The organism is Paenibacillus sp. 01T442 (assembly GCF_056398345.1).
This window is the reverse complement of the sequence record NZ_JBFTPF010000007.1, coordinates 1-26,527: the sequence shown is the minus strand read 5'-3', so window position 1 is coordinate 26,527 and position 26,527 is coordinate 1. Positions and strand designations below refer to the sequence as shown.

Here is a 26,527-nt window from a genome sequence, read left to right as displayed (position 1 = left end):
AAATTTTCTGATGTTGTTTTCTTTAAGCGCTATGCTCATTTTATTATTGTTACTAAGCAGTGTTTTTTTTGTTAAAATCAAACATTTTATTGAGGAAAAAAAGGAGTTTGTCATAAGCACTCGCATGAACCAAATTTCCTTTGAGTTAAACACGAGCTTAAGTAACATTTATTTTATGATAAACCATTTAACGACGAATGAGCGACTTACTGGCTATATGCAGGACTTAAGCAATTCCCATACAAATACGATCGATAAATACCGTCTATCTAAGGATTTTGAGAAATATTTGTACAACATTAGACAAGAAAATGATTTCATTGACTCTATATTAGTGATTACTTCCCAAAGTCAATTCAGTTCTGACCACCAATATTTGAATTTCGAGCTCAACGGGATCCAAGTGGGAAGCCGATTGGAGAAGGAACGTAACTTGGTACTTCTGGGGAAAGCCTCCGAAAGCATCATTCCGCCCTACGGGTCCGATCAAAGAAAAGGAATGACGGATGCGATAAAAGCATTGGATACGCAAATGTTTTTTGCAGCAAATATCATGGGCAGCGAAGAGGGCAATAACGGAGTTATATTGATTCTTCTAAACCCTCATTATTTGAAGGAAGCCATTCCTTACAACGAGAATATATCACTGTTTGACACCAACCACCATTTGATTTTCAGCGGGAGTGAGGATCTGCCATCTGTTGTCAATGAGCTGAAAGGCGTCACGGACCCCAAAGATGGCTTCGTATTTCATACGGAAAAAGGACTGGAGGCTCATTATACAACCATTCCTTTTAATGATTTTCAGCTGGTATATTTGGACCGGATGGACTTTTATTACGAACAGCTCATCTTTATGGCTAAGCTGACTGCCGCAACTTTTATGTTGGCCGTTTTGGTTTCCTTTGTGTCCTCCAGAGTGATCTCAAACAAAGTCCTGAGTCCTGTTTATAAGGTAATGAGGTTATTCAAGACGTACGATTTTGCCAAAAATCAAGGGAATGATTATAAGGAATTAACGACAATTGGCAAAAGCCATTTAAATCTTAGAGACCGCTTTTTGCTGTATTTTATCATCACCATATTGCTGCCTCTAATTGTGTACATAGTTGTTTTTTATTGGCAAACCTCGAAAATTGCGGTTGACGATTTGAAAAAGAGCCATTATTCGTTATTTGAGGAAACAGCTAGTCATTTAGAGCATGATATCAATCAAAAAGAAGTGCTGATGGCCCGAATTTCGTTGGATACAGCCGTTCAGGAGGATATTGCGGCTAAGGATTCGAGAACGTTGGAAAAAGAACTGCTTTATGAGAATCATGATTTGGGATYGAATCGGGATGTCATCAGTATCTATGACCGCTCCAACAGCTTAATTTTTTCTAATAAATATAAACAAATCGGGGAGCTAGACCCTGCTTTTTACAATGTAATGAAAACATCAGGCAGGATGATCAGTTATCATTTGACGAAAGACGACTTTGGTAACGCTTCCATCGTATTGGGGATGCCGATTATCTCGCTGGATAGATTTCCGGAAATTGTAGGCTATATCACGGTAGATTTGGATAGCGGATTCCTGTCCAATCTATATGGTGAATTTAAACAATACGGTAGTGAATCGTTTATTCTCGATCGAGAGAATAGGGTTGTCTCCMATCCTGTTACCGGGCAAATCGGAAGGATTTTGGATTTACCGATTACGAGTGGAGGCCATTTGCAGCATGAGGGATCCTACGGTGGGAAATATTTTGTTTTCGTGAAGGAAATCAGTGGTGTCCCCTGGAGGTTCATTTCCAAGTACAATGATTCGGATGTGCAGCAGCAGGTCATCGACTTGTTTTTAAGCAATTCTTATATTTTCTTTCTCATTTTTCTTCTCATGCTGCTGTTTTCATTTTATATGTCGCAGCGTATGCTGAAACCGCTCGGTAAACTGAACCAAATGTTGAATGAATTCGAATTGGGAGAAAGCCATCGTATCGCGCTGGAGAGTGTATCCGGAATTGACGAAGTGGACCTGTTGAGCAGTAATTTCAGCCAAATGGTCAGAAGAATAGATGATCTGGTTCATGAAACATTAGTTGCGGGTCAAGAACGAGTCAAACTGGAATATGAGAAGAAAGAAATTCAAATGATCGCCTTACAATCACAAATCAACCCGCATTTTCTGTACAATACTTTGGATAATCTCATTTATCTTGTCGTGACGAAGGAAGTGGAGAAGGCTGTTGAGATGATCAGCTCGCTGAGCCGGCTATTTCGTTATATTACGAATCGCGAACAGATGATTCGAATGAAAGATGAAATTAAGTATAACAAAGCCTATATAGACATCATGTCCTGTAGATACGATAATTTTCAATGTATTTGGCACATCGATGATGACGTGATGGATTGCGGTGCTTTGAAGCTGATCMTGCAGCCGCTTATTGAAAACGCCATTCATCATGGGGCACGGCAAACCAGAAAACATGTAACGATTGAAATTTCCGTTCTGCTGCAAGAGGATGCGATTTGTATTATCGTAAAGGATAATGCATTAGGTATGCAGGAAGAACAATTACAGGAGGTTCGTAAACAGCTTGCGGATCCCGGGGTGAAGAAGGCTGGCATTTACAATGTCAATGCACGGATCAAATTGAATTACGGAGAAGCTTACGGATTGAACATAGACAGCCGGTATGGAGAGGGTACAATGGTTACGATCCTCCTCCCAGCAAATCAATAAATGCAGCGGAAACATATTTAGATTGTGGTATAACATCTAAAGATCGTATCACTAATCGAAGCTGCTTTTTTTTATAATTGGAAATGTAAACGTTACCAAATTAACGTGGAAAGGAGGGGCAGCTTAACCATGGAAACCGACCTTCAGCAAGTCGAAATCGAAATTCGATCTACCCGAAAAATAAATGTAAACTGGACAAGAGCAAAGAAAATGAAAACGCTTTACCTCATGATGCTGCTTCCGATGATTTTGTTATTCATTTTTCATTATGTTCCTCTTTACGGTATTCTAGTGGCTTTCAAGAAGTTTTCACCTGGTTTGGGGATTTGGAAGAGCCCATGGAATGATTTTGCACACTTCAAAAACTTGTTTCACGATTCCCTGTTTATCCGAGCTTTGAAAAATACGTTGATTATCAGTTTGTTAAAGCTTATTGTGGCTTTTCCAGCTCCCATTGTTTTGGCTGTGCTGCTGAACGAAGTCAAGAGTGTACTGTTTAAAAAAGTGGCGCAATCCGTTTCTTATTTGCCGCATTTTATGTCTTGGGTCATCCTAGGGTCCATGGTAGGCGAGGTGCTTTCCCCTCAAAGGGGGATTATCAATTATTTCATCCATGCACTCGGGGGGACTCCGGTCAATTTTTTATCTGACACTCACTACTTTGTTCCCATGTTACTTTTAACGGATGTATGGAAAGAGATCGGTTGGGGGGCCATCATTTATCTAGCGGCTATTTCTTCGATCAATCCTGATCTTTACGAAGCGGCAGATGTAGACGGGGCTGGACGATTCAAGAAGATGTTGCATATTACAGTTCCGTCGCTTGTTCCAATGATCGTCATCTTGTTCATACTAAACCTGGGTAATATTTTGAATGCGGGTTTCGATCAGATTCTAAACCTTTACAATCCGGTCGTTTACGAGGTCGCCGACATCATCGATACGTACGTGTACCGGAAGGGCCTTGAGCAGTTTCAGTTGGACTATGCGACCGCGGTCGGTTTATTCAAAAATGTAGTGGGCGTGATCCTCATTTTGGGGGCGAATGCGATAATCCGCAAACGAAGCGAACATGGCATTTGGTAGGAAGGAGGAAACAGGGGAATGCTCAAAACACGATTGTCTATGTTTGATACATTAATTGTCTTATTTATCAGCTTATTTTCACTTGCAGTTTTATATCCGTTCTGGCAAACGTTTGTTCTTTCTTTCTCAGATGCTAATGGCGCGTCAACGCTTGGCTTCCATCTATGGCCCGAACAATGGGTGGCGGTTGCTTATCGGTTTGTGTTTAACTATCAGAATATTATTTCCGCATATCTCAATACGATCTTTCGAACTGTAATCGGCACGGCGCTCATTGTGTCCTTCACCTTGCTGGTTGCCTATCCGCTTTCTAAGAAGGATCTGCCTTACCGTAATTATTTCACAGCCTTTTTCCTCATCACCATGTTTTTCTCAGGGGGATTGATTCCAAATTACTTATTAATTAAAAGTTTAGGTCTCCTCGATAATCGTCTTGCATTAATTTTACCTGGAGTTGTGAATGTGTTTTCGATTATCATTATGCGTAATTTCTTGATGACGATTGATAAAGGACTTGAGGAGTCGGCTCTAATAGACGGAGCCGGGTATTTTAAGATATTGACCAAGATCATCATCCCGTTATCCAAACCGGTTATTGCGACTGTAGCGCTTTGGGCGGCGGTGGGGCATTGGAACGCATGGTTCGATGCCATGATTTATATCCGCGACCCTTCGAAGACAGTTCTGCAGATGGTGGTTAGGGAAATGATGGTGGCGCTGGATCTATCGCAGACACAATTCGGCGGCGGTGGAATGTCGAACGCGAATTTGCTTCTCAGCAATGTCCGCGCTGCGACGGTTATGATTTCCATAGGTCCCATTATTCTCATTTACCCGTTCGCGCAAAAATATTTCATCAAAGGAATTATGATAGGCTCACTAAAAGGTTAATTGATTCCACGTATTTACAGATGAGATAAATAGAGGGAGGCAGTTCATATGCAAATTCGTTTCAAGGTTTTATTTTCCACACTGCTAGCCGTATCCTTAGTTCTTGGGGCGGTAGGCTGCAGTCAGAAGGATTCATCCGACGATAAATCCGCAAGCCCGACTCAAGGGGACAAAGCTGGGCTTCCTGCGCCGGGGGACTACTCCAAGAAGCTGGACCTGAAGCTTTCCGGATCCTTTACAAGAGGTAAAGTCGAAGACGGGAACTGGGTGCAGAAGAAGCTCGAAGAAAAGTATAATATCAAGATCGGCAACGTGAAGGTGGATACGTTTAACAAAGACCAGGTGCAGCTGATGGTCGCATCTGGAGATTTGCCGGATACGTTTTCCTTTACGGCGCAGTCCCTATCGGCGTTGGAATTTTACGAAAACGGCCTGACGAGAACGGTCCCGAAAGAGATGCTGAAGAAATACGCGCCCCTTTATTCCAAAATGCTGGATGAGAATGTTCCGGGCTGGGATATGAATATAGCGCCTGGCAAAAAAGACGAATATTTGGCTCTCGTCGGGTATCAGGGACATACCAAAAATTTAATTTGGGCTCCAACCTTCCGGCTCGATTGGCTTGAGAAACTGGGGATCAAGCCGCCGGGCGACATTAAGCCTATTGGAACAAGCGGAGGCCTGGAACGGATATACTTCACGGATAAGGCATATACGCTGGAGCAAACGGAAGAAATCTTAAAGGCCTTCACCCAGAAGGACCCAGACGGGAACGGCAAAAACGATACGTATGGCATGCTGCCGTTCAACAACGCGTTTACTTCATGGGGAAGCACACTGCTCGGGGCATACGGGGTAGCTAGCGGCTACAACCTGGAGGAGAACGGCAAGCTGACGGGCGCTGAAATTTCCAATAAGTACAAAGAGTTCTTGAAGATGATGGCGAGATGGAACAAAGAAGGCTTGATCGATCCAGAGTGGACGACGATCGACGTGAACAAGAGCTGGGAGAAATTCAAGCTCGGCAAGACTGGTTATTATCCGGCGCAGCCTGCTTATGTCGGTATGGACGCTTGGACGAAGGGACGGGCTCCGGCAAACATTGTGGAGAAGGACCCCGCCGTTAAATTGCTCGTGACCGCGCCCGAGATCGGCCCGAACGGGCAGCAAGGGGAAGGCGCCTTCACCCCAGTCAACAGGCTTGGCGATGCTTTCTACATTTCCAAGAAAGTGACGGATGAGCAGCTGGCGCGTATTCTGCAAATTTTCGATTATATCAACTTTGACGACGATTCCCGCTGGACACTTTACGGAGATGTCGGTACCCATTCCACATGGCAGGGAACTCCGGAGAAATCGGAGATTAAAGTCAAGCCAGAGTATCCGGAGAACGAAGGGAATATGGGCTTCTGGGCATATAACTTCAGATCGTACGATGATAGACGGGCGTCCTATCAGACCTMCGAAGCGACTACGAAGTTGAAAAATGATTTTTTCGGCAAACAGGACGTGTTGAAGAAGATGGAAATCAGACCTTTCAAATGGGATTTGATGAACCAAACGAAATATGCCGATTTGAACAAACAATATAAAGGCCAATTGGATACGATCGTGAATGAATTCCGTTTAAAGGCCATTGCTGGGCAAATCGATATCGATAAGGAATGGGACAGATATGTTCAGAATTATTTGAATAGCGGTGGGAAAGAAATTTTGGCCGAGCTTGACAAAGCGCCTAAAGTAACCGATTTGTTAAGTAAAAAATAAAAACGGAGTGTGAATCTCATGAAAAAAAGCGAAGTCATTCCGTTGTTTTACCCGGGTTTGGCTGGATCGGCGACATACCGAATCCCATCCATGATTACGACTGTAAAAGGAACGATTATCGCCGGTATCGATGCTAGAATAAGCGACATGAGGGATAATCCCAATAAGATTAATACCGTAATTCGTCGTAGTACTGATAACGGAGAAACATGGGGCGATGTCCAGGAGCTTGTTTCCTATCCGGGTGAAGGACTGGACGGGGCAGCGGCGATCGATACCACCCTGCTTCAGGACGAAGAAACGGGAACGATTTGGATGCTGTTTTCACATACTCCCGGCGGCATCGGCTTATGGGCATCCGAAGAAGGCACAGGGTTCGATGAGCATGCAAACAGGCTTCTGTTTGACACCTTTGAGAACGTTTATAGCCTGCTTCCGAATGGTCATGTTGCCAACAGTCAAGGAAATTTAACCCCATACACGGTTGATGAAGAGGGAAACGTCTATGTAGACGGAGTAAGAAAAGGCAATATCTTCTTGAAAAAAGGCGCAGATCCTGAAGAAACCTTGTTGGAAGCAAGGACGTCCTTCTTGCAAATCATCAAAAGTGATGATGATGGGTTGACATGGTCCAGGCCAATCGAATTAAATCCCGAGGTTAAAGAAGCCTGGATGAAATTTATCGGGTCGTGCCCCGGAAGAGGAATTCAGCTCAAGTGTGGCGATTACCAGGGAAGGCTTGTATTCCCGATTTACTTTGCGAATCCCAATGGAAAAATGTCATGTGCCGTCATTTTCAGCGATGATCATGGGAAAAGCTGGCGTAGGGGCGCCTCTCCTAATGAAGGAAGACGTTTCAACGGACAAATGCTTTCAGCCGAGACGTTAAGTACGGAAGGTGCGGATTTGACTGAATCGCAGTTGATTGAGCTTCCGAATGGTGATCTGCGAGTTTATTTGAGAAACCACGCCGGTTTGCAGCGGACCGCAGTGTCAGTGAGCAAGGATGGTGGAGAGACCTGGGATGAGCCGGTGTATGATCAGAATTTGTTAGACCCGACATGCCAATCCAGCGTGATAACATACCCGGATTTGGGAGACGGGAAAACAAGGGTTTTGTTTGCAAACCCTGCGGATCCCCGCAAGCGGACAAACGGGACAGTCCGACTGAGTGAGGATGGGGGAAGCACCTGGAAGTATGCCAAGCAGATCGATGAATATACTTTCTCCTATTGTTGTTTGACGGTGTTGGATAATGKGGACATTGCGCTATTATATGAAAGCGATTTTGATTTTTCAGAAAATAAATTGATAACGGTTAAATTTACAAAGTTCACATTGGATTGGATCTCATCATCTTGACAAGAACCAGACTTGAACGTCCATTTGTTGAGAATGATCGTATCAGGAGAAATTGGCGGGGACCAGACGGTCCTCGCATTTTCTTAACATTTGCCGTTCAATAGGGAGGCGCATTCTTTTGTTTAATGAAAAATTTGTTGTCAGCAGGGATGATTCGATTTATGAAGCCTGGCCCGCGCTTACCTTAACGGAGAAAGGGAAATTAATTTGTGTATTTACGGAATGTACGAGACATACGGATCGAACCTATACCCGAATTGTATATAAAGAAAGCCTCGACCGTGGTCGAACATGGGGAGAAAAAATAGCTTTGACCGAGGGCACTGCAGGACTTGATTACTTTTATGATTGCTGCAGCATAGCCCGGCTGAACGACAATCGGTTGGTGATTGTCACCAACAGGGTGCTCCGAAACGATGATTATAAACAAGGTTATTTCCACGAATCCGTCAGTGAATTGTATATAGGTATCTCTGAAGGTGAAAAATGGGAAGGTCCGATTCCAACTCCGATAAGAGGGATTGTACCGGACACCCTGTGCGAGCTGCCATCCGGCAGATGGCTATTGTCGGCCCATTGGAAAAGTAAAAAGCATGGGTATTTGGAGCAAATGCTTTGGTATTCGGATAATCAAGGAAAAGATTGGAGCGGACCGATAACGGTCGCGAGTATGGAAGGCTTGCATTTATGCGAGGCATCCATACTCGCCCTGCCCGATCATACGCTCGTCGCCTTTTTACGGGAGAATTCGAACGATGGCAAGGATGGGTATAAAGCGATATCCAGGGATCATGGGGAAACATGGGAGGGGCCTTATCGCATGCCGCTTCCGGGTTGTCATCGTCCTGTGGCGCGAATGCTCAAGAGCGGCAAGGTCATGATGACGCACAGATTTTATCAAGGCGGCCCTGTCGGATACGGAAGCAACCAAAATTTATTCGCCGCCTGGATGGATATGGATACCGTATTGGAAACCGAATATATAAAACAATGGATCCGGGTACTGCCGATCGATTACGATCGCTCTCTATTAGCGGATAATGGTTATTCAGGCTGGGCCCAATTTGACGACGGCGAAATTTATATTGTTCAATATATTGCAGATGATTCCCCTAATTGCCAAATTCGCGGCTATAGTTTGCGAGAAGAAGCTTTTATGCTGAATCCTTATTGTGAGAGTAGTCGAGGAAGCTCGATGACATGGATCTGATGGCTCTCTCAACAAATGCAAACATTCCGCCTGCGAATACGGACGTTAGTAGAATAAAGGCATATACCCAAACCACCAGCGTTCCGGCAACGTTCGTGTTTACKGGCGATGACATTACACATGCCCCAGGGAAGGCCCGACTGTACAGAAATTATATGCAGCACTTCGAGGAAAAAAATACACTGGGAAATGACAGGAGGTGCGCCGGCACTTCAGAAGCAATAAGATGGCAAAACTTTGTTTTTAACACAGGAATGAAAGGAATAACAGCTGCAGAGTTGTTGGTTGATTTCAACAGGCTCGTAACCGGTCTGAAGCCGGAGACGGTATTTGTCATGCTGGGTATGGCAAACGCGGTAAAAAGAACGTCGATTGACGATTTCAAAATAGATATGAAAGCTCTAGCCGTTGAAATTCGAAAGATCGGAGCAGTGCCAGTATTTGAAACTGTTATTTATCCGACCGATTCGGATTTTATGACGAAGATACCTGCGGCTTGCTAAAGAGCTGATGACATTGTTTGGCGTTGGCGATAGCGTGGATACCTGGAACATACATAGCTTCAAGGACACTCAGGAACCTGCAATTAAACCAGCCTATTCTTACTTGGAAAGGCCTGCCGGGGCTGACATTCCGGCTGAATTTGCAATGCTATTACGAGCTTTTGGAATGAATGAAGCATCAACAGGTTTGTTCCGATCGACGAGTATGCATCGCATCTTCGAACGGCTGTAGACAAGAATATATGTTTGACCTGTTTGGAGAGCGAAAACATACCGCTTAAAGTTGTGCAGGATTTTGACAGAATGGATCAGGATAATCCCACAGTCCCTCCACAATTTACATGCGAAAGCTGTGAAGGAGCGATGTATCCAGAGCATTACCAAGGTATTCGTGGAAATGAGTACAAAATTACCGATGTACGAGCAACCTAAAGGACCGTCAGGATGAACTTCCCTGACGGTTTTTCTTATATCTCCTTTCCACCTGGGCGTACTTATTCGGTGGCACAAGCTGCAAAGACTCGTGCCATTGGCATAAGTCCGCGCTGTGATGAAAGGATTATTTTATGAAAAACATTCAGCAAGCAATGGCTGGTTATGAAGAGGGATGTAACACGATCAGAAAGGTTCCTGAAAATTACTGCTTAATTGCCTTTAGGGAAGACGATGGTCCGATTTTTGATGTAGATGCTGCTACGATTCCGCACAGAGATAGGATAGTGGGCGTGTTTGAGAAATGGCTGAAGTCGGATGGCCAATCCAAGGATATACTTTCTGCTAAAGTTTCTCAGGAGCTCGCGAAATATTACAGACTAATCGATTCTTTTGCTTGTAAGTTTATGGCAGATCATTGCAATGATTTTCCTTTAACAGACAATACGTTAGAGGAGGCATTCAATCATTGTGTTCTTCCAGTTCATTCGAGTTTTATACGAACCACCTAGAGAGCAGAAATGACACTTGTAAAGATTTATTTGTCACCGAAACCAGTCAGGTTCGTCGGTTGTCAATTCCAGCGATTCGTTGGTCTTTGAAAAAGCTTGCTAAACGTAGTGATATTACTGCGAATGTATATCCACACCGATTCCGCCATACTTACGCTTGCCAATTGTTAGATAACGGTGCACCGTTAGAATTTATTCAGGGGATGCTCGGACATGAGAAAACATCTACAACTCAGATTTACGCCCAACTGCGCGGTGAGCGTAGGAGAGGATTATATCGTCGTTATTTTTAAGTTTAATCAATGTATCGCCTTTGCTCCAGAGGCAAAGAGGGCTACGATTAGCTCATTTCTATAATGATTGGCTACTGTTATATGTTATTTAATTATTACATTGAATTAAACGAGCGAACCATGAGTCTCCGACCCTCACGAAATATAAAGTGGTGATCGAAAAGCAGATGTTCACTAATTTCACTTAAAAGTCTGTAATCCATCTTATCCCAGCCTGAGCTAACTTTCATATCAGCTCAAAATACTGGACTTATCGTTCCGAAAAAGTATATACTGTACCTACGGAAACGGAGGGAGAACCATGGGACGCTACAAAGAGTTTGATAAAGAAGCGGTGCTTCATAAAGCGATGCTCGTTTTTTGGAAGAAGGGCTACGAAGCGGCAAGCATTCCCGATTTGCTGGAAGCTATGGATCTTAGCAGATCAAGTCTGTACGAAACGTTCGGGGACAAACAAACGCTTTATATCGAGGCGATCAACTGGTACAAGAAGTGGAAGCAAGCCAAACGGGACATCCTCGTCAATGCGACATCCGCAAAATCGGGAATCCGGCAGTACTTCGAGATACACATCAATTCCGCCTTGGACGGCGAGTCGCCGAAGGGCTGTCTCATTACTAATGCAGCAGTCGGCATGGATTCGCCAGATGAGCAACTGAATGCGTTGATCAGGGAGCGGTTTGACGAGTTGGAGAAATCCTTCTACGAGCTGCTGCGCAAAGGTCAGGAGACGGGAGAAATCATGCCTGAGAAAGATATCAAGACTTTATCTTATCTGCTTTCAAACCTGAATCATAGTATAAATATCGTTGCGAAGGTGCAGGGTGACCGCAGCAAGATGCAGCAGATGATAGACATGGTGATGGAAGTGCTATAAAACATTTTTTTTACATATTCCGGAATGATTGTTCCAGAAAATTTCTGGTGAGAAAAGGGGACTTTCTATGCATTCAGCTTCCATTCCAACGGAAAAATCGGTTTCGCCATCGCTGATTTTTATCCTGGCAGCCGCTTGCGGTATCATAGCGGCAAATCTTTATTATGCTCAACCATTGATAGGCTCGATCGGTTCGACCATCGGGCTCTCCTCCGGGGCTGCCGCACTCATCGTTACGTTGACTCAAGTCGGCTACGGGATCGGCTTGTTATTTATCGTACCGTTGGGAGACATACTGGAAAATCGTAAGTTGATCCTTTCATCATTGCTCCTTACAGCAGCCGTTTTGACAATTGCCGCTGTAATCAAAAGCGCCATCCTATTCCTCACCGCTTCACTCGTGATCGGAGTAGGTTCCGTAGCAGCACAAATCCTTGTACCGTATGCGGCTCATCTTTCGCCTGAAGCCGTGCGCGGTCGCAATGTGGGCAACGTCATGAGCGGGCTACTTCTGGGGATTATGCTCGCGCGACCCATTTCAAGTTTGGTGGCGGAGTATATGGGCTGGCGGTCCATATATTTCATCTCCGCAGCATTGATTTTCGCGCTGGCTCTTGTATTGGCAAAGGCACTACCCTCAAGGAAGCCTTCGACCGCTACAGCTTACCCGGCGCTTCTGCACTCCATGCTGCATTTGCTGAAGGCGACACCGGCATTGCGCCGGAGGGCAATTTATCATGCTTGTGTATTCGGAACGTTCAGTTTGTTTTGGACTACAGTTCCGTTGGTATTGATAAGTCCGCCGTTCCATTTCACTCAGAAGGAGGTCGCTCTGTTCGCATTAGCCGGGGTAATGGGGGCAATTGTGGCGCCAGCGGCGGGCCGTATGGCAGACCGTGGATGGGTTCGCCCAGCTACGGGATGGGCGTTGGCCATCGTCATCTTTTCCGGGCTGCTTCCCTTGCTGGTTCCATCAAGTTCTGCACTCGCGGTCCCCATCCTCGTAGTTGCGGCGATTTTACTTGACATGGGGGTTTCCGCCAACATGGTTCTCGGGCAGCGAGTGATTTTCTCTTTAGGAGCGGAATTTCGCAGTAGGCTTAACGGTTTGTATATGGCCATTTTCTTTTTAGGGGGCGCTATCGGCTCAGCGGCAGGGGGATTGGCTTACGCAACGGGGGGCTGGGAGGCGGCACTGCTGATCGGAATCGCCTTACCGGCCATGGCCATGGCGTATTATGCAACGGAGTTTTCGAGATTAAGGAAGGAGAATCTCATTGATTGAGGAGCACAGTTGCGTAATCCACACGTTCTAAGCTAACTGGAACTATAGCTCTATGATGACACGACGGCAGCCGGCCAGCGATCGGCTGCTGTTTTTTCAACTAACTGGCAGGTTTGTTTAATTGATTTTTCATTTCAGATGCAATAATGTTACCAAATGAGGTAACCATTATGAAGGTGAGGTTGTCGGTTATCAAGAAAATAATACTAGTTTTAAAGGATGTACCTTCTTATTTACTAGGTACATCTATAGTTACTGAAGGACATCCGATTGAAGTCCGACAGGAACTTTAGTGGAGTAACATATCAGTCGCAGACCTAGTTGTTGTTATGCATCCTGTGGTGATTTATTAAACTCAGCCGAGTGTGCGGGATCAAAAGGGTTGGATTTCTTCCATCCGTCTAAGACCTCATTCCGCGTCTGAACAAAATATTAGATTTATGGAAAACCGCAAACGGATCGAATAGGTTAAAGTTAGATAAAGTACCGATAACGAAGTAACGGCTGCCGCGTAGCAGCCGTTTTTTCGTTATCGGGCAGCATACCTATAAGAAGGTATGAAATTACCGAAATGTGACTACTTAATTTAAGATTAAAGCCCAACAAACCCGATCGTAGTGAAATCAAGAATATACTGCTCATTTTATGGCAAAATAATAAAAACAATAAGGAGAGATTCCCTTGAAAAGAACAATAGCTGATTCCATCGTGGAATCCCTTCTGAACGCCGGCGTGAAGCGAATTTACGGCATTATCGGCGATTCGCTTAATGCCTTGCTCGATGCGATCCGTCGTTCCGGAAAAATAGAATGGATCCATGTCCGCCACGAAGAGGTTGCAGCGTTCGCGGCTGGCGCGGATGCCATCCTCAGCGGAGGAATCGCCGTTTGTGCGGGTAGCAGCGGACCTGGTAATTTACATCTCATTAACGGTTTGTACGATTGCCATCGAAATCGGGTGCCAGTACTTGCGATTGCCGCTCATATTCCGAGCAGTGAAATTGGCAGCGGCTTTTTTCAAGAGACTCGTCCGGACATGTTGTTTCAGGAATGTAGCTTCTTTTGTGAAGTCGTAACCGGACCGAGGCAAATACCTCGAGCGGTTACGATGGCGATGCAAACCGCGACGGCAAGGTCGGGAGTGTCTGTCTTAGTTCTTCCTGGTGATGTAGCCGCTTTTGAATACGACGAAAGCCCGGTTCCAGAACGAGTCATCCATTCCACCCGACCAATTGTTTGCCCTTCTACAGACGAATTGAAGACGCTTGCCGACTACTTAGACAAAGGCAAGCGGATCACCTTGCTGTGCGGTGCTGGCTGCTCGGGAGCTCATGATTCGCTCATGAAGCTGTGTGAGAAACTGCAATCCCCGATGGTCATAGCGCTGCGAGGAAAAGAATATCTGGAATTTGACAACCCGTATTCCGTCGGGTTAACCGGCCTCATCGGATATTCATCAGGATACCACGCCATGATGGAATGCGATGTCTTACTCATGCTGGGTACCGATTTTCCATACCGGCAATTTTATCCGCAAGAAGCGACCATCCTTCAGGTTGATTTGGATTCCTCCCGACTAGGCCGGCGAACGCCGCTCGCATACGGGGTGTGCGGAGACGTAAAGACGACGGTCGACATGCTGTTACCCCTTTTAATGGAACTGCACTCCCCTGACCACCTGCAGCACTTTGCAGCACATTATGCCAAAGTCCGCGAGGAACTGGACAACCTTGCAGCTCCTGGTCGAGCTCCTATTCATCCGCAATTCCTCATGAAGGTTATCAGCGATCTCGCAGATGAGGATGCCGTTTTGACTTGCGATGTTGGTACGCCGACTGTGTGGGCTGCCCGATACTTGAGCATGAATGGAAAAAGAAGGCTACTTGGCTCGTTTAACCACGGGACAATGGCGAACGCCATGCCCCAGGCGATTGGGGCGCAGGTTGCGCAACCGGGACGCCAGGTCATATCGCTGTCTGGGGACGGGGGACTCACTATGCTGCTCGGAGATCTATTGACCCTTCGTCAGCATAAGCTCCCGATCAAGATCGTTGTCTTTAATAATGGCGCGCTTGGATTCGTGGAATTGGAAATGAAAGCAGCTGGCTTTTTAGAATTCGGAACGGAACTCGACAATCCAAACTTTGCGGCACTTGCTCAAGTCATGGGAATCGAAGGAATTCGCGTCGAGGATCCGAATGACTTGGAAAGCGCCGTTCGCCGAGCCCTCGAACACAGCGGTCCGGTAGTGCTGGACGTAGTCGTCAATCGTCAGGAGCTGGCGATGCCGCCGAAAATCAACCTCGAGCAGGCTCGCGGATTTACGATGTGGATGCTGAAAGCCGTTTTGAACGGGCAAGGCAACGAAGTCATCGAACTGGCGAAATCCAATCTCCTTCGGTAATAAATAGGAGTACTTTGGACTCCTACAACTGACTGGTCACACTGCCTTAGTCGCAAGTTTAAAAAATAGCCCCCATCTGATTGCCAGATGAGGGCTATTACTCTAACGGAGAACTATAGTTAAACAGTGAAGGGGCAGGATACTTCCAAAATGTGTTAAAATCATATTATCTGTACTGTGAAGGTAAGGAAGGTAAGTGGCTGCAGTGTTCCTTCTGAGAGGCATCTCTGGATTTCTTGTCGATGATGTGCCAGAGGTAGATTCTATACACTTCAAAAGACTTTGTTACTCTTTGGCAAACTATTCTAACGGGAAGTTCCTTTCCTTTGAAGAACCACATGTATCACAAAATTTCTATAAAGCAGAGCTGGGTTTACATGACGAAAGCACTTTTATTTTGTTAAACAGTTCGTATCCTTTCATAGGGTTTGCTTCATCTGTTCAGAACTAAGCAGAATTAAGGCAGATTTTTCATTGGAAACCTAAAACCGTCGGAGATGTCATCTTTAATTTTTGGGACTAGAGAAAAATTAAACATTCCGCTAAACKGGGAACGTTAGTTCAACGCACCCTTTTATAATATAAACTTAGACCCTCAGCCCGTAGCTGAGGGTTTCTTTTTGCTATTAAACTAAAGGATAGTTTAATTGAATAATCAACTAAAAAATAGATGGTAATTTTCCTGTTCCGTTTGATATAATTCCATAAAATGGTCATTGGAATGGAGTTGATTTAATGAATATTATGTTTGTAAGTACCGATAATTTTACTCGAAGCGTAATAGCTGAATTTTGTATGAAAGATTTTCTCCGCAGAAGCAATAAGACTTCAATTAAGGTTGCTTCCGCAGGGATAAGAGCAAATAATGATGTTAGCAAGTATTCCAATATTCACTTTAATATAATGAATGAATTGAATATAGACACCACTGACTTCAAAAGAACGCTTTTTAATGAAAAACACTTTAAAGAGTACGATATAATAATTGCAATGAGTGAACTTCATAGAGATTATATTAATGAGAAATACGATCGTGAAATCCCATTATTCAATGAAGTTTATAACGGTCAAAAAACATCAGTGAATATAGGCGCTCCCGATAGTGAAGATTTTGTGGAACAAATGAAAAAATTGGTTCAATACTTTAAGGAAGCAACGCCCTGTATCATACATAATCTAGAACAAAAAGCTGACCTTTAATAAATTGTTTCTATTTCATAAAAAAATGACATGAATAATCTGGCGAAGTCAATGAGTTCATTACGTTAACGGCGAACGAGAGTTCGATAACAACAAGAGGCAGCCGACCCTATTGGATCAGTTGCCTTTTCTCAACTATCGGGCAGGATTATTCCATAGTCACGTAGAATAAATTATGTAAAAATTGGGTTAATATAGGGGGCTTGAGAGGGGCACGACGTTGACGAAGCGAATCTTGGAAATTGACGAAGCCGTCGCCTACATCCACCGGCATCTGGATGACCAATTGTCGTTGTCTCGTTTGGCCAAGCATGTGGCCTAAAGTCCATACCACTTCTCGCGATTATTCAGAGAACAGGTCGGACTGCCGCCGCTATATTATGTGTCAGCGCTGAGGCTACAGAAGGGGAAGGACTTGCTCATTCACACCGACTTTAGCATTCGCGATATCGGCTTAGAGATCAGTCAGATGAGCTTAGGCACTTTTACGACTCGATTTTCGGAGTGCGTTGTCGTAACGGCATCCGAATTTCGGCGTTCTTTACCGCATATTGATACGGTGAAGGATTCTCTAATCAGACTCGGGGTATGGCGAGAGATCGAGCCTCATTCAAGCGCTTATGGCGCGATAGAAGGGACCAGGAATAAAGCCGGGTGTTTACTATTTGATGGCAACCGCCATTCCGTGGGAGTCCAAAGAGCGCGATATTCTTCTTCCTCATGCTTCCCTCCGTACCCGAATTTGTATTCGGTCAGGCCAGAACTGTGCACATTAGCAATCCATGAGAAACCGGACATGCTGTTGGATGATAAAATGTAGACATAAAGAAGGCTGCATATGGAACGTGTAATCTTGATGATGAATGTGCAAGAAAACTAAGGAGGAGAGTTAGCCGTATGGGAAAGATCGTTTTCGCATTGAACCAGTCTTTGGACGGGTTCGTCGACTTCACAGGATCTATGCCTGACCCCGTGCTATTCCGTCATTTCATCGACGACATGCGCAGCCTGGCGGGCTGCGTATACGGGCGCCGCATGTACGAGAGCATGCGTTATTGGGACGAAGACCTTTTGGAATGGGATGCGTCGCAACGGGAATACGCAGCGGCGTTTCAAAGCAAGCCGAAGTGGGTGGTGTCGAGGACGCTAAAGTCCGTCGGGCCGAATGCTTCTCTGATCGAGGGCGACTTGGCAGCGGCGATACATGAGCTGAAGGCACAGCATGATGGAGAGATTGAAGTTGCCGGGCCGGAGTTGGCGCATAGTCTAACGGAGCTCGGTCTAGTTGATGAGTATCGACTCTATCTCCATCCAGTCGTGCTGGGTCACGGTAAGCCGTTCTTCGCCGGTCCGCGGCCGCCGCTACGCCTCGTGGCAAGCGATCGAATTGGCGAGAAGGTGATCAGGTTGACCTACGTTCCAGCTTAGTTGTGCGGTTGACCCAGCGGCCTAAAGGACACGTTACTTTAATAGGGATTCTCCGGCTGCAGCGGCAGTCAGAGGATCCCTTATTCTTTAAAATTTGTTCAGTTATGCGAAATGACATAGTTATTTATAGAATTGACGATTGACCTAACGGGTAAGTAAAGTTGAGGGTCTTGCTTCGCGGCAGCTCTTCTTTTGTTTATTAAAATAACGGGCAGATTTCTTCAGCAATAAAATAACCTATAAGCTAGTTTGGTAGGGGTCCAACTCGTTGATATTTAACTTCCTGTTTGTAATTTAACTTAAACGAACATGCTAAGGACCTTTAATTAGATATCCACGAAACCTTAGAGCCAATATTCCCCAAAACTGCTATGCCCTAAAACATATCCGATCTTTCGAACGTACGAATAATCCAAGGAGTAAACTTTGAAGCTACAGAAAGAATTCTCGTTCAGTGGATATGGCGATTGAAATGATTTTTTGCTTATAATGTATAAGTAATGAATGGACTATAACCTAGCGAGAAAAGGAAGAGTGAGATGACGAAATTTCAGCTACTGTTTATTAGGCAATTCGACGAAACGATTGCTTCGTGGCGTTCGGCGAACGAGCCGATTCTGGAAGCTGACCTTTACGGGTTGCTGCATAGGATTAAAGGAACAGCGGCTACAATTGATTTGCAAGAATGGACGGAAGCGGCCGAACAGTTGTTAATTGATCTTACAGAAGATGGTTTGCAATTGTGGACATTGGCGGAATTTGAACGCTTTATTCAATCAATTATGGCGTTAAGAAAAGCAACTGATACACTCGGCGAACAGGACATTTCTAATCGAGCTATGGAATCGTTTCGGGAATCCGCAGCAACTGTGGAAGCCGACCCCCTGGCTCCTGTTATGATTTCCGAGGTGCCTGGCCCGCTCGTCCTGCTGATCGATGACGATGTGGCCTTTCTTCAAGTGATAAAAGAGCGGTTGGAACAAGAGGGATGCATCGTCCTGGCGACACCTTATCCGGATAAAGCGATCAAATGGTTCTATGAGCTTAAGCCAGATTGTATCGTATTGGATGTCGTCATGCCAGGCCATAGCGGTTTTGATTTACTTACCATTCTGCAGGAGAGGTCACAGCGCTTTATGGTGCCTGTCTTGCTAATAAGCGCTCAGAACGACACAGATGTACGCATCAGGGCATACCAGTCGGGCGCGGACGACTTCATCTCCAAGCCCTTCGATCTTAATGAGTTTGTCGTACGCGTCCTGAACAAGCTGCGCCGGAAGCAAGCGATCAGCCGAATGATCCTGACAGACGAGTTAACTGGACTTTATAATACTCAATATTTACGAATCCGGTGGCAGCAAATCAGCCAGGAGGCAATTGCTGAAGGAAAGTCGTATTGGGCGGCGCAGTTTGATATTGATGCATTTCGCAGCTTGAACGAGCGATATGGCCATGCGGCGGCAGACGGTTATTTACATCATACCGCTGGGTGGCTGAGAGCGCATATCCGGACGGACGAACTGCTTGTCCGATGGGAGCGGGACCGTTTCGTACTTCTCGGAAGAGAAGGCACGGTGGAAACCATATCGCTGAGATTAAATCGGTTGTCGGAATTGTTTACCGCCCATACATATGAGATCGCTGGGGATGCCGTCAACATGTCGCTGTCCTATGTTTTCACGACTCTGGATGGGGCGTATGACCCTGATGCTTGCATTGCCGCACTGGGTGAAGCAATGAGGGATATGAAGCTCGGCCTTCGCAATCGCTTGAGCGATACCCATACAGTTGTAGGCATTCAGCGCAAAGGAGCTTGCCGTGTAGCTATCATCGACGACGACCCGCTAATCCGTAACATGCTGGAGCGACGCCTACGCGATATGGAAGTTGTTGGAGGAGAAGGGCTGGAAATTCGTACATTTGCGGACGGGGAAGCTTTCTTCTCGGATGTATGGCATAACGGAGAGCATGCGTACTTGCTCATTCTTGACCGAATGATGCCGCGTATGAATGGTATGGAAGTGCTAACTCGTTTACGCACAGACTATCCGGCTGATAAATATCGCATTCTGATGCTGACTGGTAATGGCGACGAGACGGAAATCGCGCAGGCCATCCGGGCAGGCACGGATGATTACGTCACGAAACCGTTTCGTCTGCCAGAGCTTGAAGCTCGTATACGGCGTCTCTTGCAGGGGAGGAGCCGATGAACGATTCAACAGCCTTTAATGCCGTCCTACTATTTTGCATTTGTTGGATCTGTTTGCTTCTCGCCCTTTATTGTTATTTGCTTACCCGAAAATGGATGTTTAACAAAAGACGAAACAAGATAGCAGTATGGTCGTCAATCGCTTCGATGCCGGATTCACCGATCGAACGCTATGTGACGATGGGAGAGACGTCGCGTCGGATTTCACCGCATCATCCGTGGCAATGGCGCGCCCTTGAAGCGTATTTGACCCACCGGCTTCGCGTTGGGGGAACGCAATCGGAACACGAGCGGGTGTATCATCTCGCTGAAGAGTTGTATGGACCGTTATATCGAAACCGTTTGAATGACCGTAAGGAAGAAGTACGGCTGCATACTCTTGCTCAAGTCGGTTTGTTTCGAATGAAAGGACTTCATGAGGAAGTTTCCGCTATTGTGAAAGGCAAACGGATTAAGCCAGAGGAGTTGTTTGCGGCTTTGCGGGTGTTAGCGGCATTCCAGGACAAGAAGTTGCTGGATTGGCTGATCGGTGTACACGGACCGCTGCCGTTGTTATCCGATCACCGTTACCGACAATTGTTGATGGCGCTAGGAACGGAACTGCTTGAGGAGCTGATTGATCGGTTCGATATGGGGAATGACTTGTTGCAGCGTAACCTTCTCGATGTACTGCGGACCCGTAATATTCGTACGGAACATTATCTTACCCTGATTGAGCGCCTATTGTGCTCGCCGTCCGATGAACTGCGCATTCGTGCGCTAAAAGCGGCAGCGGGTTTCGGGTATTTGAGTCAGGAAGCGGAGGAAGCTCATTATGTTCGTTATTCCGATTGGCGTCAATATCCATGGGAGGAACGGCTGATGGCCGCACGGTTGATGGGGGAGGTAAGGAATGCGGAGTACCAAAAGCTTCTGGAACAAATGATCGGTGACGATCGGTATGCCGTCCGTATTGAAGCTGCTCAATCAATTGGTCGTTATTCGAAAGGCGATGCACATCTCGTACGCATCGCTTCGATGCATGCCGATCGTTATGCACGTGAGGCGGCGGAAGAGATGCTGGAAAGGAGAAGCTATGAACGAAACGTGGAGTGAATGGATCACCTTGGCTTCAGTTATTGGATCGGTTGTTATTGTCATTTACATCCTTATGGTTATGCTCTTTTACATAATACTGTTCTTCGTCGCGATTCGTACGATTCGTACAAAAGCAAATTCCCTGTCTTTTCAAAACGAAGAAATCCTGAACTCATCCTTCAGTCCACCCTTGTCCATCCTTGTGCCAGCTTATAATGAAGAGCTCAACATCGTCGATAGTGTCCGCTCTTTGCTTGGCATCAATTATGAAACCTATGAGATCATCGTCGTGAACGACGGCTCCAAAGACGCGACGAAACAGAACATGATCAATGAGTTTGATATGTTCGAAGTTCAGCATCAAGTACGTTGGTCAGGACTAAACAAAGAGACGAAGCTGGTTCGCGGCATATACCAGTCACGCATACATCCAAACCTCAAGTTGGCCGACAAGGAGAACGGGGGCAAGGCCGATGCGTTGAACACGGGAATCAATCTTGCACATTATCCGTATGTCGTTTCGCTAGACGGTGACACGGTGCTCGATCCAGACGCTTTTCTGAAAATTATGAAGCCGATCGTGGAAGCAAAGCCTGGAGAAGAAATCATTGCTTGCGGCGGTAGTGTCGGCATCGCCAACGGAAGCGTCGTCGACCGTGGATATCTTGGTGAAGATGTTCGATTACCTCGCAACACTATCGTTGTCATGCAGGTAATCGAATATTTTCGGGCATTCCTTATGGGACGTATCGGATTAAGCAAGATGAATATGCTGCTGATCGTTTCCGGCGCGTTCGGCGTTTTTCGCAGAGATTGGCTGCTGGAAGCGGGTGGCTACGAGACCGGTACGATCGGAGAAGACATGGAGCTAATTGTACGGCTGCATCGCTTGATTCGCCAAAAGAAGAGCAAGGCGCACATCGCCTATATTCCCGATCCTGTGTGCTGGACGGAAGCGCCGGAGCAATTGAAGTATTTGAAGCGACAGCGTATACGTTGGCATCGCGGTTTGTTCGAGAGTCTATGGCGACATCGCGGTATGATGCTCAATCCGCGTTATGGCCGTATCGGACTTGTGTCGATGCCTTATTTTCTGTTCGTCGAGTTGCTCGGTCCTGTTGTCGAATTGTTTGGTTATGTGTTCCTTGTCGTTCATTTGTTGATCGGCGACGTCAACATCGCTTTTAGTGCGCTGCTGCTCGCCGCCATGATTTTGTACGGCTCATTTTTATCGATGGGTGCGGTACTGCTTGAAGAATGGGGAATGGGTAGATACAACCGAGTGGCAGATGTATCTCGGCTGTTCTGGTGGGCGCTGTCGGAATCATTCTGGTATCGGCCGATCCAAACGATATGGCGTTGCCGAGGACTTGTGCAAGCGATTTTCGGTAAACGGCAAGAGTGGGGAGATATGGTTCGCAAAGGCATTTCCGTAAGTCAAGGAGGCACCGGCAAATGAGAAAAATACGTAAAGCTGGGTACAGCGCTCTTATGAAACGGAAAATTTTTATTGCATCTGCCGTCATTGCGCTGCTTGTAGGGGTTACCGCGACGGTTTTGGTGTCTGGGATATTCGCTCCGCGCGAACATGTGGAGATGGTGAAGGTGGATGGATTAACGATTCCAGCGAACGTCGGGAGCCAATATTTGCAGGTGTACCACAATGGCGTGCCGCAAGATCTGCTTCTTAAGGGCGTCAATATGGGCATCGCCAAACCGGGGCATTTCCCGGGAGAAACGGCGATAACGAAAGCCGAGTATATGCGCTGGTTTCAGCATATCGGCGACATGCATGCGAATGTGGTGCGTATTTATACGCTGCATCCGCCAGTTTTTTACGAGGCGCTTAAAGCGTACAATGACAAGGCGGCAAATCCGCTTTATGTGCTGCAGGGCATTTGGATGAACGAGGACAAGCTCCTCGCGTCAGGAGATGTGTTTGCTGATGAGAATTCACAAGATTTCGCCGAGGAAACATGACGCACCATTGACGTGATTCACGGGAACGCCAAAATTCCTAATAGGCCTGGCCATGCTTCGGGCTCGTATACAGCGGACATTTCGCAGTATGTACTCGGCTGGATCATCGGGGTCGAATGGGATCCTGACATTGTTATCTCTACGAACGCCAAGCATGTGAATGCGCCAGATTTCGAAGGTACATACTTCCGGACGGAAACGGCATCCCCATTCGAGACGTGGCTAGCGAAAGCGATGGACGATACGGTCAAGTATGAAACGGAAAAATACACATGGCAACGGCCCATCAGTTTTACGAACTGGGTGACGACCGATCCGTTGAAACATCCGGCAGAACCGAGTGCAAAGGAGGATGCGGTATTCATCAATCCGAACGTCATCTGGCCAACACCGTCCCTCAAAGCCGGCTATTTCGCATCCTATCATGTATATCCATACTATCCGGACTTCATGAACTACGAAACGAAGTACACTGGTTATATCGATGAACGGGGACAAAAGAATAATTACGCAGGTTACCTGAGGGATCTGAAACAGGTGCACCGGATGCCGGTCGTCGTTGCGGAGTTCGGCGTTCCCGCATCTCGCGGTATGACGCACCGCAATGTCAGCGGCTGGAATCAGGGATTTTTGTCCGAGGAGGAGCAAGGGGAGATCGATAGTCGATTGTTCGAAGATATCTATCATGAAGGAATGGCTGGCGGGCTCGTATTCTCCTGGCAGGACGAGTGGTTCAAGCGTACTTGGAACAACATGGACTACGACAATCCAGATCGACGCCCCTTCTGGTCGAACGTTCAGACGAGTGAGCAAAACTTCGGGTTAATGAGTTTCGATCCTGGAGCCAAGGAACTAATTGTGAAAGTAGATGGGAAAACGGAGGACTGGGAGAGAGCCGGTATTCAACCGCTTGCTGTTGCTGGCAAAACTGGCGCAAGCGCCCTGCGGAAATATAATGACGGTTATGACGAGCAGCGCCAAATCGACCGTCTGTATATGGCAAGTGACGAACGGTATGTATATTTCCGCCTCGATTTCGGTAAGAGCGATAAGCCGCTTGATTGGACGAGAACTAATGCGACGTTCCTGCTCAATACGGTGCCAGATCAAGGGCAGACGGCGATGTCGGGAGGAGGACTGACAAGCGATGCCGGATTTGATTTTGCGATCGATGTCAAAGGACCGAACACCTCCCGGATATGGATTGACAGCTATTACGATCTGCACGAACTGCAGTATGGCCGCATGCTGGGCATGATTCCGCAGACCGCATATGCGGACAAGAAAAACAATGGCGTATTCCACAAACAGATGCTGACGTTAAATAAGCCGTTGACGATTCCGAATCGGCAAGGAGACGCTGCGTTTATTCCCTTCGAATCCTACGAAACGGGCTTGCTTCGCTTCGGCGATGGTGACCCGGACAGTCCGCAATACGATTCTATTACGGATGTGGCTGTGAATGCCAAGGATGCGATTGTCGAGCTGCGCATTCCCTGGCAACTACTCAATATCAAAGATCCCAGCATGCATGAAGCGGTAGGAGACATTAGGGAGAAGGGTCTGGATGCAAGCGTGCAAACTCCAGGCTTCCACGTTGCAGTCGTCACCTATAGGCCAGAACCGGACGAAGATAGCACGCAGCATCCAGGTGGGGGCGCTATTTCTGACTTCCTGCCATCTGCAAGCAACGGCGTGCTTCGTACGAATGACATGCCGTTCTATCAATGGAAAGGGTGGGACTATCCTCAAACACACGAACGGTTGAAGAAATCGTACTACAAGCTGAAAGAAAAATTTGCTGCCGTGCGGTTACCAACGGATTAAGTGCTGAATTATTAGCGTGCGATTTTGATCGAAAAATAATTATTGAGTCGATTGATACAGCCAGTTGATCTACCGTCCTTTCTCAACGAATAAACAATAGAGTTAGAACCAGGGAGCAGCTCGCCACGCGGAAGCTGCTCCCTGGTTTCATTAAAGAAACGGGATAGTTGAATATTAATTCCGGTTAACCTAGGAGATTTCCATTAAATTTTTTTGCTTTTCTGTCACACTTCACATCCMTTGCCCGTCATACAGGTAAAGTTTGAAGGGGATGATGAGCGATACAAAAKGTTGATGTGGTCGTGGTTAGTGGAGGGGATAGCCGGTTTAACTGTAGCAATTACGCAGCCATAACCGGGAAACAAACGGCGGTCATAGAAAAACAGAATCGCTGAGGCCGTCGAGCCATTTCTAATAAGAAAAAGTTGACTGAAGAGGAAGTTGGAGCTTCGTCATTTATTACTTTAGTAAATTCAGCGTCTCTTTATCGTGTTGAATCATACCATACGGGGTTGGCAATACAAGCTTTAAAGCTCGGCAGATATAGACTAGCTAGTTTGAATGGAAAGGATGAGCTTCTTTCTACTTTAAATGGCTTGGCCACTGTTGCAGCCACAGCTAGAAGTATTTCTCTCGCCGACGAATTACAAATTCTAGTACGGAGGTATAGGGATGAACCTCAGTATTCTTTGTCAGTTCAGGAAGCTTTGATGATTTGCCTTTTAGCTGCTGCAAGCAAAAGTGATCTAAATGATTGGATAGAATATATAGGGAATGGGATTACAGAGTTAGCTTTTGGCAAGTTGACTAGAGGAGAAGGAGAGGTACTATATTGTGGAATAGACATAGTCGCCTCTCTCTGTTCAAGATGAGGTAGATGTACAAAAATAGGATTTTATTAAATGGGTAGATCTCTATATGCTCCCGCATTTAAATATTGCTATAAAAGGGGAAGATCTTTATGCTGCACGATGTGCAGTGGTACATTCCATGAAAAGTGAATCAAGGATGTCCAAAGAAAATAAAGCAACACAAGTTTTATACGCTTATKGAAATAATAATCAAGAGGATCTTCAAAAACTAATTGCGATTACTGAAAAAAATTATATTGCTATTCATATTGATGAACTATTTAAAAGTTTTCGCATTGGAATTGCAGATTTTATTTTAATGGTAATTGAATAACCTACTTTCTTTTGTTGTATTAGAATTAGTTTTGAATTCTATAGGTATTACAATAGTGATAATTGGTAATAATTGAATCCTTAAAATATCTGTATAACCTGCTCCGTAAGAAAATAAAATCTATTACTTTTATTTTTTAAATATATAGAAGTTCATATATGAATACATCCAAGGATTTTTTCTAAAACGAAAAAAAATTTGACTTGAGAAAAAATAATTCAAAATTTGCAAAATTTGTTGCATGTTAATGGAATTGATCTGTACTATAA

Annotated in this window: 21 protein-coding genes; all 21 read left to right on the top strand. The window is 45.7% G+C overall.

Annotated elements, in window-relative coordinates:
• The first annotated feature begins 175 nt into the window (after positions 1-175).
• Positions 176-2,731 (top strand): cache domain-containing sensor histidine kinase, encoded by a 2,556-nt coding sequence (locus AC1DLM_RS08675; RefSeq protein ID WP_477569742.1) that lies wholly within the window; start codon positions 176-178, stop codon positions 2,729-2,731.
• A 129-nt stretch (positions 2,732-2,860) separates the two neighbouring features.
• Entirely contained in the window at positions 2,861-3,817 is a 957-nt protein-coding gene (locus AC1DLM_RS08670; RefSeq protein WP_441989772.1) for an ABC transporter permease, read from the top strand.
• An 18-nt stretch (positions 3,818-3,835) separates the two neighbouring features.
• Positions 3,836-4,708, top strand: a complete 873-nt coding sequence (locus AC1DLM_RS08665; protein ID WP_441989771.1) for a carbohydrate ABC transporter permease — start codon at positions 3,836-3,838, stop codon at positions 4,706-4,708.
• Positions 4,709-4,756: 48 nt separating this feature from the next.
• A complete protein-coding gene (locus tag AC1DLM_RS08660) occupies positions 4,757-6,475 on the top strand; it encodes a type 2 periplasmic-binding domain-containing protein (RefSeq protein ID WP_477569741.1) in 1,719 nt (572 codons plus the stop codon).
• An 18-nt stretch (positions 6,476-6,493) separates the two neighbouring features.
• On the top strand, positions 6,494-7,837 hold the full coding sequence (locus tag AC1DLM_RS08655) for a sialidase family protein (RefSeq protein WP_477569740.1): 1,344 nt from the start codon (positions 6,494-6,496) through the stop codon (positions 7,835-7,837).
• A 118-nt stretch (positions 7,838-7,955) separates the two neighbouring features.
• Positions 7,956-9,047, top strand: a complete 1,092-nt coding sequence (locus AC1DLM_RS08650; RefSeq protein WP_441989768.1) for a sialidase family protein — start codon at positions 7,956-7,958, stop codon at positions 9,045-9,047.
• Complete coding sequence (locus AC1DLM_RS08645; protein ID WP_441989767.1) at positions 9,038-9,550, top strand: hypothetical protein; 513 nt, start codon at positions 9,038-9,040, stop codon at positions 9,548-9,550. The genes AC1DLM_RS08650 and AC1DLM_RS08645 overlap by 10 nt, the downstream gene beginning before the upstream one ends.
• Positions 9,551-10,116: 566 nt before the next feature.
• Positions 10,117-10,494 (top strand): hypothetical protein, encoded by a 378-nt coding sequence (locus AC1DLM_RS08640; RefSeq protein ID WP_441989766.1) that lies wholly within the window; start codon positions 10,117-10,119, stop codon positions 10,492-10,494.
• Positions 10,452-10,787, top strand: a complete 336-nt coding sequence (locus tag AC1DLM_RS08635; protein ID WP_477569739.1) for a tyrosine-type recombinase/integrase — start codon at positions 10,452-10,454, stop codon at positions 10,785-10,787. The genes AC1DLM_RS08640 and AC1DLM_RS08635 overlap by 43 nt, the downstream gene beginning before the upstream one ends.
• 301 nt (positions 10,788-11,088) lie before the next feature.
• Positions 11,089-11,664: a TetR/AcrR family transcriptional regulator gene (locus AC1DLM_RS08630; RefSeq protein WP_441989765.1), complete on the top strand. Its 576-nt coding sequence runs from the start codon at positions 11,089-11,091 to the stop codon at positions 11,662-11,664.
• Between the two features lie 67 nt (positions 11,665-11,731).
• A complete protein-coding gene (locus tag AC1DLM_RS08625; protein WP_441989764.1) occupies positions 11,732-12,949 on the top strand; it encodes an MFS transporter in 1,218 nt (405 codons plus the stop codon).
• 681 nt (positions 12,950-13,630) lie between these two features.
• Positions 13,631-15,352 (top strand): ubiquinone-dependent pyruvate dehydrogenase, encoded by a 1,722-nt coding sequence (gene poxB, locus AC1DLM_RS08620; RefSeq protein ID WP_441992457.1) that lies wholly within the window; start codon positions 13,631-13,633, stop codon positions 15,350-15,352.
• Between the two features lie 735 nt (positions 15,353-16,087).
• Positions 16,088-16,552, top strand: coding sequence for an arsenate reductase/protein-tyrosine-phosphatase family protein (locus tag AC1DLM_RS08615; RefSeq protein ID WP_477569738.1), 465 nt, complete (start codon positions 16,088-16,090; stop codon positions 16,550-16,552).
• Between the two features lie 382 nt (positions 16,553-16,934).
• Entirely contained in the window at positions 16,935-17,372 is a 438-nt protein-coding gene (locus tag AC1DLM_RS08610; RefSeq protein ID WP_441992459.1) for a helix-turn-helix transcriptional regulator, read from the top strand.
• Between the two features lie 77 nt (positions 17,373-17,449).
• Positions 17,450-17,980: a dihydrofolate reductase family protein gene (locus AC1DLM_RS08605; protein WP_441992460.1), complete on the top strand. Its 531-nt coding sequence runs from the start codon at positions 17,450-17,452 to the stop codon at positions 17,978-17,980.
• Positions 17,981-18,519: 539 nt separating this feature from the next.
• Complete coding sequence (locus tag AC1DLM_RS08600) at positions 18,520-20,190, top strand: response regulator (protein WP_441992461.1); 1,671 nt, start codon at positions 18,520-18,522, stop codon at positions 20,188-20,190.
• Positions 20,187-21,284, top strand: a complete 1,098-nt coding sequence (locus AC1DLM_RS08595) for a HEAT repeat domain-containing protein (protein WP_441992462.1) — start codon at positions 20,187-20,189, stop codon at positions 21,282-21,284. The genes AC1DLM_RS08600 and AC1DLM_RS08595 overlap by 4 nt, the downstream gene beginning before the upstream one ends.
• The gene (locus AC1DLM_RS08590) at positions 21,265-22,725 is read left to right on the top strand and encodes a glycosyltransferase family 2 protein (protein ID WP_441992463.1); all 1,461 of its coding nucleotides are present in this window, start codon (positions 21,265-21,267) and stop codon (positions 22,723-22,725) included. Before AC1DLM_RS08595 ends, AC1DLM_RS08590 begins: the two co-directional genes overlap by 20 nt.
• Positions 22,722-23,246, top strand: coding sequence for a hypothetical protein (locus AC1DLM_RS08585; RefSeq protein WP_441992464.1), 525 nt, complete (start codon positions 22,722-22,724; stop codon positions 23,244-23,246). Before AC1DLM_RS08590 ends, AC1DLM_RS08585 begins: the two co-directional genes overlap by 4 nt.
• Before the next feature lie 12 nt (positions 23,247-23,258).
• Entirely contained in the window at positions 23,259-25,073 is a 1,815-nt protein-coding gene (locus AC1DLM_RS08580) for a hypothetical protein (RefSeq protein ID WP_441992465.1), read from the top strand.
• A gap of 918 nt (positions 25,074-25,991) precedes the next feature.
• Positions 25,992-26,258, top strand: a complete 267-nt coding sequence (locus AC1DLM_RS08575; RefSeq protein WP_477569737.1) for a hypothetical protein — start codon at positions 25,992-25,994, stop codon at positions 26,256-26,258.
• The last annotated feature ends 269 nt before the right edge of the window (positions 26,259-26,527 follow it).

Excerpts from the sequence above, each read along its gene's own strand:
- AC1DLM_RS08670 (WP_441989772.1), top strand. The coding sequence starts at position 2,861 with ATGGAAACCGACCTTCAGCAAGTCGAAATCGAAATTCGATCTACCCGA.
- AC1DLM_RS08665 (WP_441989771.1), top strand. The coding sequence starts at position 3,836 with ATGCTCAAAACACGATTGTCTATGTTTGATACATTAATTGTCTTATTT.
- AC1DLM_RS08605 (WP_441992460.1), top strand. The coding sequence starts at position 17,450 with ATGGGAAAGATCGTTTTCGCATTGAACCAGTCTTTGGACGGGTTCGTC.
- AC1DLM_RS08640 (WP_441989766.1), top strand. The coding sequence starts at position 10,117 with ATGAAAAACATTCAGCAAGCAATGGCTGGTTATGAAGAGGGATGTAAC.
- AC1DLM_RS08585 (WP_441992464.1), top strand. The coding sequence starts at position 22,722 with ATGAGAAAAATACGTAAAGCTGGGTACAGCGCTCTTATGAAACGGAAA.
- AC1DLM_RS08625 (WP_441989764.1), top strand. The coding sequence starts at position 11,732 with ATGCATTCAGCTTCCATTCCAACGGAAAAATCGGTTTCGCCATCGCTG.
- AC1DLM_RS08630 (WP_441989765.1), top strand. The coding sequence starts at position 11,089 with ATGGGACGCTACAAAGAGTTTGATAAAGAAGCGGTGCTTCATAAAGCG.
- AC1DLM_RS08600 (WP_441992461.1), top strand. The coding sequence starts at position 18,520 with ATGACGAAATTTCAGCTACTGTTTATTAGGCAATTCGACGAAACGATT.
- AC1DLM_RS08615 (WP_477569738.1), top strand. The coding sequence starts at position 16,088 with ATGAATATTATGTTTGTAAGTACCGATAATTTTACTCGAAGCGTAATA.
- AC1DLM_RS08590 (WP_441992463.1), top strand. The coding sequence starts at position 21,265 with ATGAACGAAACGTGGAGTGAATGGATCACCTTGGCTTCAGTTATTGGA.
- AC1DLM_RS08595 (WP_441992462.1), top strand. The coding sequence starts at position 20,187 with ATGAACGATTCAACAGCCTTTAATGCCGTCCTACTATTTTGCATTTGT.